The sequence below is a fragment of the Schlesneria sphaerica genome, assembly GCF_044336245.1.
Lineage (GTDB): Bacteria > Planctomycetota > Planctomycetia > Planctomycetales > Planctomycetaceae > Schlesneria > Schlesneria sphaerica.
In genome coordinates this window covers 3,132,194-3,147,346 of the sequence record NZ_CP172346.1, presented here as the reverse complement: position 1 = coordinate 3,147,346, position 15,153 = coordinate 3,132,194, and the positions used below count along the sequence as shown (strand labels likewise).

The 15,153-nt window shown below is 55.1% G+C and carries 14 protein-coding genes, 6 tRNA genes and 1 other RNA gene; 17 read left to right on the top strand and 4 right to left on the bottom strand.

Annotated elements, in window-relative coordinates:
• Window positions 1-138 precede the first annotated feature (138 nt).
• From ACGY09_RS11500 to ACGY09_RS11490, 3 genes are all read left to right on the top strand, one after another.
• Window positions 139-1,785 (top strand): hypothetical protein, encoded by a 1,647-nt coding sequence (locus tag ACGY09_RS11500; protein WP_397571639.1) that lies wholly within the window; start codon window positions 139-141, stop codon window positions 1,783-1,785.
• A gap of 128 nt (window positions 1,786-1,913) precedes the next feature.
• An RNA gene (rnpB, locus tag ACGY09_RS11495) (RNase P RNA component class A) lies at window positions 1,914-2,335 on the top strand.
• A 395-nt stretch (window positions 2,336-2,730) separates the two neighbouring features.
• Complete coding sequence (locus ACGY09_RS11490; protein WP_397571638.1) at window positions 2,731-3,027, top strand: hypothetical protein; 297 nt, start codon at window positions 2,731-2,733, stop codon at window positions 3,025-3,027.
• Window positions 3,028-3,065: 38 nt separating this feature from the next.
• Here the strand turns inward: ACGY09_RS11490 and ACGY09_RS11485 are convergent, their stop codons facing one another.
• The 3 genes from ACGY09_RS11485 to ACGY09_RS11475 form a co-directional block, all read right to left on the bottom strand.
• Window positions 3,066-3,770 carry a DNA topoisomerase I gene (locus ACGY09_RS11485; protein ID WP_373650115.1) on the bottom strand — a complete coding sequence of 235 codons (705 nt, stop codon included), beginning with the start codon at window positions 3,768-3,770 and terminating at the stop codon, window positions 3,066-3,068.
• A 163-nt stretch (window positions 3,771-3,933) separates the two neighbouring features.
• Window positions 3,934-4,347 carry a hypothetical protein gene (locus tag ACGY09_RS11480; protein ID WP_373650116.1) on the bottom strand — a complete coding sequence of 138 codons (414 nt, stop codon included), beginning with the start codon at window positions 4,345-4,347 and terminating at the stop codon, window positions 3,934-3,936.
• A 54-nt stretch (window positions 4,348-4,401) separates the two neighbouring features.
• Window positions 4,402-5,190: an MBL fold metallo-hydrolase gene (locus ACGY09_RS11475; protein WP_397571637.1), complete on the bottom strand. Its 789-nt coding sequence runs from the start codon at window positions 5,188-5,190 to the stop codon at window positions 4,402-4,404.
• Window positions 5,191-5,623: 433 nt separating this feature from the next.
• Here ACGY09_RS11475 and ACGY09_RS11470 point away from each other — a divergent pair, with 433 nt between their 5' ends.
• The 3 genes from ACGY09_RS11470 to ACGY09_RS11460 all read left to right on the top strand — a co-directional run bounded on the left by ACGY09_RS11470 (window position 5,624) and on the right by ACGY09_RS11460 (window position 9,773).
• The gene (locus ACGY09_RS11470; RefSeq protein WP_397571636.1) at window positions 5,624-6,697 is read left to right on the top strand and encodes an FAD:protein FMN transferase; all 1,074 of its coding nucleotides are present in this window, start codon (window positions 5,624-5,626) and stop codon (window positions 6,695-6,697) included.
• Window positions 6,698-6,851: 154 nt separating this feature from the next.
• A complete protein-coding gene (locus ACGY09_RS11465; protein WP_397571635.1) occupies window positions 6,852-8,090 on the top strand; it encodes a hypothetical protein in 1,239 nt (412 codons plus the stop codon).
• 102 nt (window positions 8,091-8,192) lie between these two features.
• Window positions 8,193-9,773 carry a Gfo/Idh/MocA family protein gene (locus ACGY09_RS11460; RefSeq protein WP_373650120.1) on the top strand — a complete coding sequence of 527 codons (1,581 nt, stop codon included), beginning with the start codon at window positions 8,193-8,195 and terminating at the stop codon, window positions 9,771-9,773.
• 532 nt (window positions 9,774-10,305) lie between these two features.
• On the opposite strand, the gene ACGY09_RS11455 is transcribed toward ACGY09_RS11460, so the two are convergent.
• A tRNA-Leu gene (locus ACGY09_RS11455) sits at window positions 10,306-10,389 on the bottom strand.
• A 161-nt stretch (window positions 10,390-10,550) separates the two neighbouring features.
• On the opposite strand from ACGY09_RS11455, the gene ACGY09_RS11450 reads away from it, so the two are divergent.
• The 11 genes from ACGY09_RS11450 to rplA all read left to right on the top strand — a co-directional run bounded on the left by ACGY09_RS11450 (window position 10,551) and on the right by rplA (window position 15,118).
• Window positions 10,551-10,622, top strand: a tRNA-Thr gene (locus ACGY09_RS11450).
• Between the two features lie 22 nt (window positions 10,623-10,644).
• Window positions 10,645-10,726 (top strand) — tRNA-Tyr (locus ACGY09_RS11445).
• A gap of 81 nt (window positions 10,727-10,807) precedes the next feature.
• Window positions 10,808-10,878 (top strand) — tRNA-Gly (locus tag ACGY09_RS11440).
• Between the two features lie 62 nt (window positions 10,879-10,940).
• Window positions 10,941-11,013 (top strand) — tRNA-Thr (locus ACGY09_RS11435).
• 126 nt (window positions 11,014-11,139) lie between these two features.
• Complete coding sequence (gene tuf, locus ACGY09_RS11430) at window positions 11,140-12,336, top strand: elongation factor Tu (protein WP_397571634.1); 1,197 nt, start codon at window positions 11,140-11,142, stop codon at window positions 12,334-12,336.
• A gap of 92 nt (window positions 12,337-12,428) precedes the next feature.
• The gene (gene rpmG, locus ACGY09_RS11425; protein WP_373650122.1) at window positions 12,429-12,584 is read left to right on the top strand and encodes a 50S ribosomal protein L33; all 156 of its coding nucleotides are present in this window, start codon (window positions 12,429-12,431) and stop codon (window positions 12,582-12,584) included.
• A 15-nt stretch (window positions 12,585-12,599) separates the two neighbouring features.
• Window positions 12,600-12,672 (top strand) — tRNA-Trp (locus ACGY09_RS11420).
• A gap of 66 nt (window positions 12,673-12,738) precedes the next feature.
• Window positions 12,739-13,173, top strand: a complete 435-nt coding sequence (gene secE, locus ACGY09_RS11415; protein ID WP_397571633.1) for a preprotein translocase subunit SecE — start codon at window positions 12,739-12,741, stop codon at window positions 13,171-13,173.
• A 63-nt stretch (window positions 13,174-13,236) separates the two neighbouring features.
• Window positions 13,237-13,806: a transcription termination/antitermination protein NusG gene (nusG, locus tag ACGY09_RS11410; protein ID WP_373650124.1), complete on the top strand. Its 570-nt coding sequence runs from the start codon at window positions 13,237-13,239 to the stop codon at window positions 13,804-13,806.
• 79 nt (window positions 13,807-13,885) lie between these two features.
• Window positions 13,886-14,317: a 50S ribosomal protein L11 gene (rplK, locus tag ACGY09_RS11405; RefSeq protein ID WP_373650125.1), complete on the top strand. Its 432-nt coding sequence runs from the start codon at window positions 13,886-13,888 to the stop codon at window positions 14,315-14,317.
• A gap of 96 nt (window positions 14,318-14,413) precedes the next feature.
• Window positions 14,414-15,118, top strand: coding sequence for a 50S ribosomal protein L1 (gene rplA, locus ACGY09_RS11400; protein WP_373650126.1), 705 nt, complete (start codon window positions 14,414-14,416; stop codon window positions 15,116-15,118).
• Window positions 15,119-15,153 lie beyond the last annotated feature (35 nt).

Sequence of the window (15,153 nt, the reverse complement as noted above, 5' to 3'; positions counted from 1 at the left end):
CCTCTATGGAGAGCGCAAGTTCCTTCTGCCAGTCGCCATGGTGGCAGGAAAGTAATTTCGCGCTTGATTCGGAATTTCTGCGGGGATAAGCTACCTCATGTTGAACTGAGACAGAACGTCTACAGAAGGGTCTCGCAAATGCCAGAAGCCTCTGTCACCTCGCGGCTATTAAACAGCGTGTTAAATCGAATGCGGCTTGCGTCCGTAGGCCAGAGCTTCTACTGGACGTTGCTCGCCATTTCACTGGTATTTGCCGTCGTCCTTATGGTGGCACGTTTCACCGGCTTGTTTGCGATGCCCGATACACCTTCGACATGGGCCGCATTTGCCGTTGTTCCCCTCGTGGCGGGTCTGCTTGCCTGGCTGGTTCATCGCCGGCCGACGCTGCCTGACGCAGCACGGCTGGTCGATCGGACCACCGCTTCGAAGGATCTGTATCTCACCATGGCGCTGCTGAATAACTCGGCCGGCGAATATCAGGCTCTTGTCGTTCAGTCTGCCGAGACCCGGGCGGCAGGGATTAAGCCTGACCAGGTTGTTCAATTCACCTGGCAGCGGCGATTCTGGCATGCGGTGTGGGTACCCGCGCTGGTCGCTCTGGGGGTCTACTTTCTCCCTCAGTATGACCCCTTTGGTAAGGTTGCGAGCGCAAAGCTGAGCGAGAAACGGAGCGAGCGGTTGACCGAAGGCAAAAAGGCCACGGAACTGCGTTTAGAAGAAGTTAAACGGGCGATTGCGGATCATGAGGAAAGTAACTCCACCGATCTGGCCATCGAAGAATTGAAAATGACCTTCAACAAAATGAAGGCCGACCAGAAGCTTGAAAATCTGAAAATGCTGTCGAGCGAACAGAAGGATATCGGCAAGCTCTGGAGGCAAATCAGTAGTGAGCATTTGAAGGATCTCATGAAGTCTTCTCCGTCGAGTGACCAGCAGTTCGGTGCCAACCAGGATGAAAAGCTTCAGAAATGGGTGAAGGAGCTTCAAGAGGGGGATGCCGGAGGTGTCCAGAATGAACTTCAGGAACTCCAGGAACAGCTCCAGCAGCTTGCCGCTACCAAAGACCCTGTAGAGCGGGGTGAGTTGATGCAGGAATTGAAGGAGCGTCTTCAGAACCTGGAGAAGCTCGCGAGCGACAAGCTGAATAACGAGCAGCTCTCCGCCGCACTCGAACGAGCCATGCAGCAGATGGACCTGTCGGAGAACAAAGATCTCCAGGAAGAGGCCTTGCAGGCTGCGATGCAGTCGCTGGAACTGAGCGAGCAGGAACTTGAACAGCTCGAACAGTCAGTGAAAGACATGAAAGAGCTGGAAGAGGCACTCAAGACCATCCAGCAGGCCAAGAAAGTCAACGACCAGGAAAAGCTGAACGGAGCCCAGTCCGAGAATTGCAAGACGCTCGCAGACTATCAAAGTCTGTATGACCAGATGCTCGCCGAATCCGGTGAGAGTGATGAGGTACAGGAGAAAGAGGGCGAGTTCGGAATGGGGGGCCCCGGCTTTGGAAAAGGGGGCGAAGCCCCGGAAGACGACTCTGTCGAAACCGGATTTAAGAACGAACAATCCAAGTCGGCCGTCGTGGCAGGCAAGATGCTGCTGTCGATGCAGACCAAAGGAGAGGCCGAGAAGGGGGAAGTTGTCCGTGACTACAAGCAACTGATGCAGTCGGTCAAACAGGGAGCCATGGAAGCCTTGAACACCGAACAGATCCCCCCTGGCTATCACGAGAGCATCAAGACTTATTTTGATTCTCTCGAGAAAGGCAAGGAAAAGGCCGCGAAGTAATCGACGTCGCCGTAATGAATTTGTGGCTCACGCCGGTTTCATGACGGTGTCCCGCTGGACGAGATGCGGAAATCTGCCGTACCCTCTATCGTGGATCGCGTCGGTGACGTAGAGTTAATCGTGTTCGCGGAGTGGGCTAGACGATCGCTGTAAGTGGAAGTTCGCTTCCCTTAGGGAGGAAAGTCCGGGCTTCACAGGACACGGTGGTGGGTAACGCCCACCGTCCGCAAGGACCGGGATAGTGCCACAGAAAGTATACCGCCAAACGGCCTTTTCGACTCAGGCTCATACCTTGAATCGGAGTGGACGAGGTAAGGGTGAAACGGTGCGGTAAGAGCGCACCAGCGGATCGGGTGACCGATCCGGCTAGGTAAACCCCACTGGAAGCAAGACCAAGCAGGGCATAGTTCGTCAGGCTGGCAACAGCATGACGGCGCGAGGCGGTCCGTCTCGTCCACTGTCCGGGTAGGTTGCTAGAGCCGTCGAGCAATCGGCGGCCCAGAGAAATGATCGTCCACGACAAAACCCGGCTTAACGGCCCGCTCCGCGAACATTTTGAACTTGTCCCGACTTGTTTAACCGTCTTGCTCAGTCCGCAGCATCGACGCGAGGCTCGACGAGGCCGCTGCACCGGCCCGACACGATCATCGCACATCGTCGGGGTGAATACCTTTCGTCATCGGGCTCCCCTCTTTCCCGACGTGATTGCCCCGCAGATGCATGCCACGCCGCGTAAACGAGAGTGCGAATAAACTGCCGGTGCGCCGCTTGAGTTTGCTGCGATTTCCAGTTGTTTTGATCTGGCAAAGACTGCCGAAAATTCTTCCCGAAGTCTCTTGCGCGAAGTCGGATGGATTGGAAAAGTTTCCGACGAGGATTGCCGATCTTCCTTCCCTGCCTGACCACGGCTCCATTGATGTCCAACACACGATTGAGGCAATTTCGATGAGCAAGGTGACGACTGACGTCAACAGCCTGGAAACTCTTCGCGGTTATGTTCACGAGCGACTGTGTCGGCACGAAAACCTTGTGCCAGAACAGTTTGGATTGGAAGTGACTCCCCTGACAAGAAAAGGGGCTTTGTGCGGCCTTCAGTTCTCATTGCGAGGCCCCCGCAGCGTTCGGCTCGGAGCCGTCTGGGCCGCTGATCACAATCAGCTTTATTTATATGACGCCCGAGGGGAGCGCTTCCATAAGGAAACGCTTTCCGCCCAGTTCGACATTCAACTCGAAGCTGCGTAATTGCAAGGCGCTCGCGGCATCGTTTGGTGGCAGTTTCACTACATGAGTAAATCGATATCGGAATTCGGGGGGGGCAAGCGAGGCTGAGTTGCTTTCGATCCGTCGGCGGGCGGATGCTGCATCTCATGGAGAATTTCGTTCCGCTGCCGTTCGACTGCTTCGTCAAACTTCGAGAGGACGTCCAGCGCCTTATCTTTTGATGTCACCAGCCCAATCAGCAGATACTGCGCGATCGCCAGACTGTAACAGACCCATCCCAGTGTTCCCGAATGGAGGACTGAGAGGATAGCAAACACAGGGGTCGCGCGATTGAGGTGCTGACACGCGAGCCCCTTGATCAGCTTCGGGATATAGTTAATCAAACTGCCGATCACGTTTCCCTTCTGGATCACCGGCTTCTGTGGGCCGGGGTGAATCAACGCAAACAGCGACTGGTCGGGCATTCCTTCGATGACCCCGATGGCGAGCAACAGGCGGCCTGCCATGAAATAGGGACTCGATCTGGCCGATTCCGAGACCCAGCCGAACAACGCCCCTTCCATGTTGTCGGTTGCAACCAGCAGCAGCAGCGCGCCACGAAACCATTGTTCCAGATCCTTCTCCAGTTCTTCGTTGATCTCCTGGACTCGCACCACCTTTCTCATCAACAGACGGAAGGTCGGAATGGCGATGAAACCCAGAAAAAAACGGGTCAGCGGCTTCAATAGGGGCTGAAGTATCCGGCTGGTCAGGATCTGAAACACAACGAACTCGGCAATCTAGAAATGACGGAAGCCTGATCGCAAAGTCATTCGAGTCTTTGCTTCTGCAGACAACGAACGAATCTCACGATCAACAGGATCACACTGCAGTGGAAAGAGTGAAACTGGTGCAAGTTCCTGTCCCCGTAGGCCAGGCGAACCTGTCCTAGGGAGGCATGTGATGTGGTCGATCGGCATGAGCCAGCAATTTGAGCATTAATTCTCCCGCTGATCCCTCTGCTTCATCCCACGGAAGGGGTTGAAGTCCGTGTAGAAGTAGCTCCGCCTTCTCAAAGGGGCAATACCGTTCCCAATGGGCGACGAGTTGCTGGAAATCAGGATCCCTCAGAGCAGCTGCCATCGTCGGATGACGACCAGCCTGATGTGCGGGATTGGACTGAACCAATCGCTCAAGGCATCGGGCTGCAACGTCAGGCCAGCCAGCCCGGCAGGCCTCTACACCACCTAGCAGCAGAAACCGGTCACGAACCAGCGGTTGTTGTTTCTGTTCCGACAGGACTGCCAGTTGTATGTAGACTGACATCGCTGCTTCGTGATCTCGCATGGATCTGGTCACCATCTGAGATGGTCTCCTCTTCAGTCTTGAGGAGTTCCCATCGGGCGCAGGTACAGTTCAGTACGGAATCCGTAACGAATCATAGGACAGCTCAACACCTGGCGGAAGACGAGCATTCGTCGTCGCATAGTCGAGGTAATGCGACACATGCGTCAGGTAAGTCCGTCTCGGTTTGACTCGTTCTACGGCGGCGAGCGCTTGCGGGATGCCAAAGTGCGTCGCGTGCGGCTGTTCGCGCAGGGCGTCAATGATCAGCACGTCGAGGCCCTCCAGCAGTGGCCAGCTCTCGTCCGGAATGTGACTGACATCGGTGCAGAACGCGACATCGCCAATTCGAAAACCCAGAACCGGCAGCCGTCCATGAATCAGGCGGATAGGCTGAATCTGCTGGCCGAGCACTTCGAAGGGGGACAACCCGATGCGACGAAATTCCAACAGTGGAATCGCCCCGAAGTGCAGTTCGGGATCGTGTGGAGCAAACGCGTACGAGAATGAAGCCCGAATCTGACTCTCAACATTCTCTTCACAGTAAAGCTGCACCGCGTGCTCGAGTCGGTAGCCAAACAACCTCAGGTCATCCAGGCCAAACAGGTGGTCGGCGTGAGAGTGCGTGTAAATGACCGAGTGAATCAGGTCAATCTTCTCTCGCAGCAGTTGCAGCCTCAATTCTGGAGAGGTATCGATCAGGAATGTTCCCTCGGGGGTGCGGACGGCGACGCCCGTTCGTGTACGGTGATTTCGTGGATCGGTCGATTCACAGACTTCGCAGTGACAACCGATCACCGGAACGCCATGGCTAGTCCCGGTCCCCAGCAATATCAGTTCTCGTTCTGACTGGAAGGGCATGAATGCTCTTTTTTCAATGACGAGGAGTGCTCAAACAGCAAGCGGCCACGATTCAGTGTATCAGACCCGTTTGCCTGTGACCAAAGGGGCAATCACGACACCCTTCCCCAGACGGTGTCAGGCACGATGATTCGCCGCCAGAAGATCGAATTGCAAGCCTTTGCGATCAGTTCGAAGGTTCGGAAATGGGAAGCGGATTCCGTCAAAGTTCACTCAATCGAGTGCGACGGGATTCGCGGACGTTTCCGAACTTCTTTTCTGTTGTGACAACTTGTGTAAGATGGAAACGTGCCAATACATGTTAATTCCTGATGGATTCCGGCTGTGAAGAAGTCAGGACGAAGGGCATGCCGGTCGCCGAAAAACCGGGTGATAGAATTCTCGAGACCCGATCTGGTTGCCATGCCGATCAGTCTGCCATGAAAGTGACGATGTGAGTGATTCGACGTCCAACCGTCGCGACTTCTTGACGGGGCGGTCTGCTCTGTCGCAAGTGGAAGCAGCGGGCAATCGTCTGGCGGAGGAACTGGTGCAGCGACCAGTCCCGTCGCGCGGACCGACGATGATGCTGCGCACCACCGCGATGGCGTGTGACTTCGACGTGATTGTTAATCCTGATGGTCCGGGTTCGCAACTCGAGGCGGCGTCGGACGCTCTGGATCTGGTCCATGTGTTGGAACAACAGCTCTCGATTTATCGGGAAGACAGCGAGCTGAGTTGTCTCAACCGGAATGCGTTCCCGAATCCCGCCACGGTTGAGTCAGAACTGTTTGACCTGCTGGAAAGGGCGAGGTTATTGTCTGCACAGACGGGGGGAGCATTCGATCCCGCCGCAGGCGCGCTCGTGAAATTGTGGAGCAACTGCCGCAAGAAGGATCGAATCCCGCTGCAGTCCGAAATCGACGAGGTGCTTGCTGCCGGGGGGGTGGCTCGCGTCGCCTTCGATCATCCGAAGCGGCAGATTGCATTTGAGCGGGCCGGAATCGAATTCAATCTGGGGGCGATTGGAAAAGGCTACGCCGTCGACAAAGCGGGTGAATACCTGCTCAACAAAGGGGTGTCAAACTGGCTGATCCACGGTGGAAGAAGCAGTATTCTGGCACATGGTGTTCACTCCCGTTGCGAAGGGTGGCCTGTCGGCCTGAGGAATCCACTTCTGCCAGATAAGCCTTTTGCCACATTGATGTTATGTGATGAGGCGTTGGCCACGAGCGGCACCGCCGTACAATGGTTCCGACATGGAGGAAGACGTTATGGTCATATTCTGGACCCGAGAACGGGTTGGCCCGTTGAATCGCTGCTGTCGGTCAGCGTGATTGCGCGGGACTCTGCCACAGCCGACGCCCTCTCCACGGCTTTTTTCGTGCTGGGAGTCGAAAAGAGTCTGGCGTATTGTGATAATCTATCCGATTCTGTGGGCGCAATCTTTTTCCCGATCCCGAAACAGGGGCAGATGCTAGAACCAGTTCTGCATAATGTGGCTGCCGAAAAATGGTTTCCGGCGTGAAGTCATAAATGGTCGGGCGTGAAGGGGTTGTGGCGTCAGGGCGGCTGACGGAGCATCGTTCCGGGCTGCAGGCAAGGTTGCTGACACGCAGAGTGAAAATTTAACTTGGCTCAGGCCTCAACACGAACCTCCCTTCACCTGAAAGTGATTTCAAGTGCCGTCAGACTTGCGTCGAATTTCCTTGCTTGCGGTCGCACTTCTCGTCGTACTGCGAATTTCTATTGGCTGGCACCTCTTTTACGAGGGATTGTGGAAGCTGGGGACTCAGAAGTCCGCCGCCCCCTGGACGGCAGAGCCTTATCTGAAAAACGCGACGGGACCGCTGCGGACGACGTTCCGTCGCATGACGGGTGACGAAAATGACTTGAAGTGGCTCGACTACGATACCATGTCGTCCAAGTGGGATGCTTGGCGAGACCGGTTCGTCGCTCATTACGGAATTGAGAAAGCGAAGCTTGATCGTCTTCTGGATGGCCCGGAGTCGGGTTTCAGCGTCCCGTTGAGTGAGCTTCCCCCAGGTGTCGATTTCGACGAAGTGGCGCGGAATGCCGGCGTTGTGAAAGGGGCCATTCGCTATGACAGCCCGTCGAAGCGAATGATCGTGGATGGAAAACTGCATCTTCTCCCCACTGAGCAGGCCAGGCTTCTCGAAGCGGTGAACCCCCAAAAGGCGAAACCGGGGGAAGAGGCCCTGTATGACAAGTTGACCAAGGCGATTAACGACGTTGCACGGCAGTCGTCCCGCCTCGCATTTCGTGAGCGACTCGCAGCCATGCTGAAGGGGGACCCCGAACGGGTGGGGATCGTTCAGAAAGCGAAAAGCGAGGGAGGAAGTGATCAGGTCATCATGGTTGGAGAGGTCGATTACTACAAGAAACTGATTGATCGATATGAGGCCAATTACGCCAAAGCCAAAACTCCGTTCGAATGGGACCACTTGGAAAAGCAGTGGAGTGACTTGCAGGCCCAGCGGCGGAAGTTGGTCGGTCCCGTTCAGTCTCTGGAAAAGGACCTCTTCGAGGAAGCAGCGAAGTTGCTCGGTCCCGAGCAATTTGCCAGGGGCCCCGTGCCGGCGGCCGTGACGGAAATGAGTCGCATTAACTTCCGGACGATGTGGGGGCTCACCATCTTCGGGCTTTTGCTGATGATTGGTTTCCTGACCCGGGTTTCGGCACTTGGCGGAGCGGCTCTCTTAACGCTCTTTTATCTCGCCATGCCCCCTTGGCCAGGAGTCCAGGAGATTCCCAGCATTGAGCACAATTTGATCGTAAATAAGGTCTTCGTGGAAATGTTGGCCCTGTTAGCAATTGCCGCGCTTCCGACGGGCCAATGGTTCGGTGTCGATGCAGCAATTTCTGCCCTGCTTCGACGTCGCCGTCCCGTTTCCGAATAATCCCACGTCTGATCACAACGAATCGGGGCGGACTTCGTTCGGGCCCTGGCAGTGACTTCTTCCATCCAAAAGACAAATAGAACTCGACAGGAGTAATCCAATATGCAGTTGACCCCGGAACAGGAAAGAATCGGCAAGGACAACTTTCACGAGGCTGTCGCCTTCACTCGGCGATCGTTTCTGGTCGGGGCTGCGGCAGCAGTTCCTACGCTCGGAGCCGCCTACTTCGGCTATGAGGCGCTCAAAGGGGATCCGATCAAGGTGGGGTTTATCGGAACCGGCGATGAAGGGTCGGTTCTGCTGACTCAGCATCCCCCGGCATATATGGATATCGTCGGGATCGCTGATCTTCGCGCCAAAAACCGCGTACGAGCCCTGCAGGGGGACGGTGACGAAATTCGTTGGGGGCTGATTCGCAAGCTGGGTGCTGAAAAGGCGCAAAAGATCGGTCTGTATCGGGACCACAAAGAGTTGCTGAAGCAGCATCCCGAGATCGAAGCGGTCGTCATCGCGGTTCCGCTCTGTCAGCATGCTCAGGTCGCGATCGACTGTCTGAAGGCAGGAAAGCATGTCCTGACGGAAAAGCTGATGGCTCACACCGTTATGCAGTGCAAGGAGATGATCCGTGTCGCGCAGCAGGAGAAGAAACTGCTCGCCGTCGGGCATCAGCGCCACTACAACGTGCTGTATGACAACGCAAACGCGCTCATTCAGAACGGCATGCTGGGCGACTTGAAATTCATTCGGGCTCAGTGGCACCGGAACAACAGCTTCCCCGGTAGCGATAGCTGGAGGCCGGGTGGTTATACCAAGGAGTCGTTTGGACGAAAGTTCCGACAGGACATCGATGGCCTCCTGGATCATGCCAAGGAGCGAGGCGTGTCCGACCTGGATCAGTTCCTGGCGACCGAGTTCGGCTATCCTTCGATGGAACGCCTGGTCAACTGGCGTCTCTACAACAATACGGGTGGCGGGCTGATGGCCGAACTGGGCAGTCACCAGCTCGATGCCGCCAGCATCTTCCTGAATAAGGTTCAGCCGATTGCCTGCTTCGGCTACGGAGGCAAGAACTTCTATGGAGTGAAGGGAATAGGCTCGCCCGAGCAGCAGTCTGACGATCGGGATATCGACGATCATGTCTACATGACGTTCGAGTTTCCTGGCCGAAACTATGCCGAAGACAAGAACGATGTCTGCATCGTGACTTACTCGTCGATCAGTACGAATCGCAGTGAGCCGTATGGGGAAACCGTGTTCGGCAGCCGCGGAACGCTGATCATGAAACAGGAACTCGAGGCAATTCTCTTCAAGGAAGCGACCGGTTCTTCAAAGGGGGGCGTTGATCAACGGCTTTATGCCATCGAGGGGAGTGACGGTCAGCCCGTATTGAGTGCCAGTGCCAGTCTTGGGCCCACCAAAGCGGCCGCAGTCGCCGACGTGGGGAAGGTTAGTCGTGGTTACACGGAAGAGATGGAACATTTTGCGTTCTGCATCCGCAATTACGGGGACAATCCCGAAGCGGCGCCACTGCGATGCCCGGGCAAGCAGGGAATGAAAGATGCCATCATGGCCCTGACTTCGAATCTGGCGATGAAGCACAAAAAACGCATCGTCTACAAGGACGAGTGGTTCGATCCAGCCAGTGATCTTGTCCCCGAAACGGATCCCGAAATTATTGGCTGATGTCGACGCGTGTGCCCGCGAGGGATCGCCAGGAGGGTGCGAGGCAACAACCCCCTCTCCGAAACGATGTCACAGTGGGTAGCTGACTCAAGCGACTGCCTGTCGAATTGAATTGAAAGCCCGTCAACAGCTCTGAAGAGGAGTGATGACGGGCTTTTTTGCTGTAACAAGCTGGTGTGCGCGGTCCGGATGGGGGACCCGTCGCCGTAAGAAGATTATTTTCTTGACGGCGCGCAGTTTACTCTACCCGCTTCGAAGCCCACAGTTCCGCCGCTCTTTTGCTTGGAGGGCCGTTCAAGCGGGGGAATGGGCTGAGTGTTGCGAGGCATGGTAGGGAATCTGAGCCCCAGGCAGAGTAAAGACTTCTGCTCGCCCGAGCCTCAGTCCAGGAAACAAAAAAGAGACCCGACAATGTCGGGTCTCTTTTTTGTTGAAACTTCGAAGTAAGCTCATTCAATTCCGAGACTTACATCGAAGGATCTGCTGGCTTTCCCGCAGCACCCTCTGGTGCCTGATCGCGGCGATGCCATAGTGCCCAGGACAGGAATCGAACCTGCACGAGATTACTCCCACTAGGTCCTGAACCTAGCGCGTCTGCCAGTTCCGCCACCTGGGCAACAGGGGGGACAACCAAGATAAAGATTCTTCCTTTACGAGGCAAGCTACTTCGATCACAATCTGTCAAACAACGCGCGGAATCATTTTTGCGACAGCGCTTGCCAATCACAAAACAATCGCTATCATGCTCTCCCTCGCGGTAAAGCCGTCCGCTGCGCCGCTAGCGTAGCTCAACGGCAGAGTACCGGTTTTGTAAACCGGTGGTTGTGGGTTCAAGTCCCACCGCTAGCTTTTCTGCGAGGATTGCGATTCAGGCGGGATACCCGAGCGGCCAAAGGGGCCAGACTGTAAATCTGGTGGCTCTGCCTTCGCAGGTTCGAATCCTGCTCCCGCCATAATTTTAATCTAGGTGAGTCGCTGGTTGATTGCGCAGTGGATGGTGTTTCTGCAGGTTGTTTTTCGTTGAGAATTTGAACGCGGGTGTAGCTCAATGGTAGAGCTCCAGCCTTCCAAGCTGGTGGTGAGGGTTCGATTCCCTTCACCCGCTCTTCAGTTGACATGTCGGCTGTAACATACCATTGTGTGTGTTGCGGATTGCTGACCGGCGTCGCTGCTGTAGCTCAGTTGGTAGAGTGCGTCCTTGGTAAGGACGAGGTCAAGGGTTCAAATCCCTTCAGCAGCTTTGAAGTTCGGTTAATGGTCTAAGTGTCTTCGCCAAAGGCGGCGAAGCTGGTTTCATGTGGAATGTCTTCCGTTCCCGAGTTTTGGGTCGGTGGGACGGAGAGAGAAAAAGAGGACTGCGAGCAAAATGGCGAAGGAAACTTTTCAACGCACGAAGCCACACGTGAACGTTGGCACAATCGGCCACATCGATCACGGTAAAACGACAACCACGGCTGCCATCCTCGCCGTCCAAACCGCAAAGGGTATGGCCAAGTTCAAGAGCTATGCAGATATTGCAAAGGGTGGTACGGTCCGCGACGACACGAAGACGGTGACCATCGCCGTGAGTCACGTTGAGTACGAAACCCCAAATCGTCACTACGCTCACATCGATTGCCCAGGCCACGCTGACTATATCAAGAACATGATCACCGGTGCCGCTCAGATGGACGGCGCCATTCTCGTGGTTTCGGCTGCTGACGGCCCGATGCCGCAGACTCGTGAGCATATTCTTCTCGCCAAGCAGGTTAACGTTCCTGCTCTGGTTGTGTTCCTCAATAAGTGTGACCTCGTCGATGACGAAGAGTTGCTCGAATTGGTCGAGATGGAAATTCGTGACCTGCTGAATAAGTACGAATTCCCAGGCGACGATATCGCGATCGTTCGTGGTAATGCCAAGGGTGCCTTGGATAACCCCGCCGATCCAAAGTACAGCGAATGCATCACCAAGCTGATGGAAGCGCTGGATCGCGACGTTCCAGAGCCAGCTCGTGAAGTCGACAAGCCAATGCTCATGGCAATCGAAGACGTCTTCTCGATCGAAGGTCGTGGTACCGTTGTGACCGGCCGTATCGAGCAAGGTGTTCTCAAAGTTGGTGACAAGGTTCAGTTGCTCGGTCTGGCTGAGCCACAGGAAACCGTTTGTACCGGCGTTGAAATGTTCCAGAAGACTCTGGATCAGGGGATGGCTGGGGACAACGTCGGGGTTCTGCTCCGCGGTATCCGCAAGGAAGACGTTCAGCGTGGCCAGGTGCTGGCTAAGCCAGGTTCCATCAAGCCACACTCCAAGTTTGAGTGTCAGGTTTACGTTCTGAGCAAAGAAGAAGGTGGACGTCACACTCCATTCTTCAGTGGTTACCGTCCTCAGTTCTACTTCCGAACGACCGACGTGACCGGCGAGTCCACGCTGCTCGGTGGCGCCGAAATGTGTATGCCTGGTGACAACGTCAACATGCAGGTCACGCTCGGTAAGCCAATTGCAATGACCGAAAACGTCCGGTTTGCTATCCGTGAAGGTGGCAAGACGGTTGGTTCCGGCGTTGTCACGAAGATTATCGAGTAGTCTCGCAGCAATTGGTCTTGATGGCCGCCAGCGTTGATTCCTGAATCAACTGGCGGCCGTTGTTTGTGGTTGAGGGTGTCTGGAGAGAACACGTGGCTCGAGAGTATGTTTGGTTGGAGTGTACCGAAACTGGGTTGCGAAATTACCGAATCTCGAAAGAGACGAAGGGTACTGAGCGACTGGAGTTGATGAAGTACAATAAGAAGCTCCGACGGCACACGCTGCACAAAGAATCTCGGAAGAAGTGATCCTGTTCGCTTCGAACGGGCGTAGCTCAATTGGCAGAGCACTGGATTCCAAATCCAGGTGTTGGGGGTTCAAGTCCCTCCGCCCGTGTTTTGGGCACGAAAGGTATTAGAATACAGCTCGTGTTTAGGTGCGAATCGAGACCTGGAAGGACTTATGGCCAAAGTTCAGCGCGATACGCTGTTGAAAAGCATCTTAAGCACGGACCTCTATCAGCGTAAACAAGGGCGCGCAGTCAGACGTTGTACCGCAGGTGCAATTTTTCTGACGTTCGTGCTTGCGAGCCAGGCGTTGTATCACACAGTCCTTTTGGACTTCGGTACGTCGACGGCTTCCGCAGTGGTTGCGGTGATCAATGTCATTGGTGCCTGGTTTGCGTTTCGCGTGGTGAACTATCCGGTGTTCGCTGACTTCCTGATCGATGTTGAATCCGAGATGACCAAGGTCACCTGGCCGAGTTGGGTGGAACTGCAGCGGGCCACGCTGGTTGTGCTGGCGACGACGTTTCTGTTTTCGGCCTTGCTGTTCGGTTACGATATTGCATGGCAGAAGTTTTTGGAGATGACGGGGGTTCTCAGGCTGTCACGTTAGCCGACCCCCGTGAAAGTTGTGTGGGTCGGTTGCCGCGAGAGTCATTCTCCAAAGGGTTACAATATGACGACGGAATCCGGAGTCGAGGGTTCCCAAGACGGGCAGATGCTGTGGTATGTTTTGAAAATTCAAAGCAACCGCGAAAAGACGATTCGCGATTCGTTGTTGCGACGAATGCGGCAGGAAGGGTTGCAGGACTACTTCGGCGAGATCGTCATCCCAACCGAAAAGATCGTTGAGAACAGAAACGGGAAGAAACGGGTCATCGAACAAAAGCTGTATCCCGGCTACCTGATGATCCAGATGGTTTTGAATGACGATACTTGGTATCTGGTGAGAAGTACCGCAGGCGTCGGAGACTTCACGGGCTCGGCGGGTAAGCCATCACCAATGCCAATGCATGAAGTGCATAAGATGCTCGGAGCATCACACACGATTGCGGAAGAACCGGCCAAGGTGAAGCATGATCTGAAGGCTGGGGACAACGTCAAGATTATCGAAGGTCCCTTTGGGTCGTTCGATGGTACAGTCGGAAGTGTGGATGCGAGCAGCGGTAAGTTGACAGTAATGATTGAAATTTTCGGTCGCAGCACGCCGGTCGACGTTGAGGCATGGCAGGTTGAGCGGGTTTAGACTTGGTCGAGTGACTGAGTTCTTGCGGTCGGTGTCTTTAGTGTCTTGATTGGCGCAGACGACAGAGCGGAGATATCAGGTGGCGAAGAAAGAAGCGAAGATCAAGGCCCAGGTGAAGGTTCAGATCCCTGGCGGCAAGGCAACTCCTGCCCCTCCAGTTGGTACTGCGCTCGGTCCCCACGGGATCAACCTCGGCCAGTTCGTCATGCAGTTTAACGAGAAGACGCGTGACCTGAACGGGATGGTCGTACCCGTTGTAATCACCATCTTGGAAGATCGGTCTTTTACGTTCGTTCTGAAGAGCCCCCCTGCTTCCGTGCTGCTTAAGCAAGCCGCAAAGATTGCGATGGGTGCTCACAACGCTCGGACCGAAAAGGTCGGTAGCGTGACGCAGGCGCAACTGATTGAGATCGCGAAGACGAAGTTCGAAGATTTAAATACATCAAGCGTCGAGCAAGCTGCGAAGATGATCGCGGGAACCGCTCGAAGCATGGGCATTGAGGTGATCTGAGTGATCCGGTTTCGGGTTGTCAGTCATTCACGGTGCTGAGCCGTCGGGTCGGCATTATTCGCATCAACGTCGTTAACAGTGGTTTGGGTTTTTGAAATGGCTAATCAGTCAAAGCGGATTCGGCATCTCACGAAAGTTCTGGAAGCGACTCCTTCAGCGGACTTGCCAACAGCGATCGAGATTCTGAAGAATGTAGAAGGTTCTCTTCCCGAGAAGATCCGGAAGTGCCGATTCGACCAGACGGTAGCGATTGCTGTGCGGTTGGGCGTTGATCCGAAGCAGGCCGATCAGATCGTGCGAGGTTCAATCGTTCTGCCTCACGGTATCGGTAAGGCCCAGCGGGTGCTGGTCTTTACACAAGGCGATAACGTTGGCGTTGCTACGGCCGCAGGTGCTGACTACGTCGGCGGAAAAGATCTCGCCGACAAGATTCGCGGCGGTTGGATGGACTTCGATGTCGCGATCGCTACACCAGACATGATGGGTGTCGTTGGTCCGCTCGGTAAAGTGCTTGGTCCCCGCGGTTTGATGCCGTCGCCACGTGCGGGTACCGTCACCCAGGACGTCGCTTCTGCAGTTCGCGAATACAAAGCGGGTAAAGTCGAGTTCCGCGTGGATTCCGGTGGCAACGTTCACTGTGTCGTGGGGCGTTTGTCTTTCGATCATCAGAAGCTCGTTGAGAACACTGAGGCCTTGCTCAAGTATATCCGGTCCTTGAAGCCGTCGACTTCGAAGGGTCAGTATATCCGAAACGTTGCGATCGGTGCGACGATGACTCCGAGCATTACCGTCGCCGTATAGTCGACATTCGTAGTTCCTTCCGGTTGGTTTGAATT

Bases quoted from the DNA above. Each gene is read 5' to 3' on its own strand.
- ACGY09_RS11500 (WP_397571639.1), top strand. From the start codon at position 139: ATGCCAGAAGCCTCTGTCACCTCGCGGCTATTAAACAGCGTGTTAAAT.
- ACGY09_RS11490 (WP_397571638.1), top strand. From the start codon at position 2,731: ATGAGCAAGGTGACGACTGACGTCAACAGCCTGGAAACTCTTCGCGGT.
- ACGY09_RS11480 (WP_373650116.1), bottom strand. From the start codon at position 4,347: ATGGTGACCAGATCCATGCGAGATCACGAAGCAGCGATGTCAGTCTAC.
- ACGY09_RS11475 (WP_397571637.1), bottom strand. From the start codon at position 5,190: ATGCCCTTCCAGTCAGAACGAGAACTGATATTGCTGGGGACCGGGACT.
- ACGY09_RS11460 (WP_373650120.1), top strand. From the start codon at position 8,193: ATGCAGTTGACCCCGGAACAGGAAAGAATCGGCAAGGACAACTTTCAC.
- tuf (WP_397571634.1), top strand. From the start codon at position 11,140: ATGGCGAAGGAAACTTTTCAACGCACGAAGCCACACGTGAACGTTGGC.
- secE (WP_397571633.1), top strand. From the start codon at position 12,739: ATGGCCAAAGTTCAGCGCGATACGCTGTTGAAAAGCATCTTAAGCACG.
- nusG (WP_373650124.1), top strand. From the start codon at position 13,237: ATGACGACGGAATCCGGAGTCGAGGGTTCCCAAGACGGGCAGATGCTG.
- rplA (WP_373650126.1), top strand. From the start codon at position 14,414: ATGGCTAATCAGTCAAAGCGGATTCGGCATCTCACGAAAGTTCTGGAA.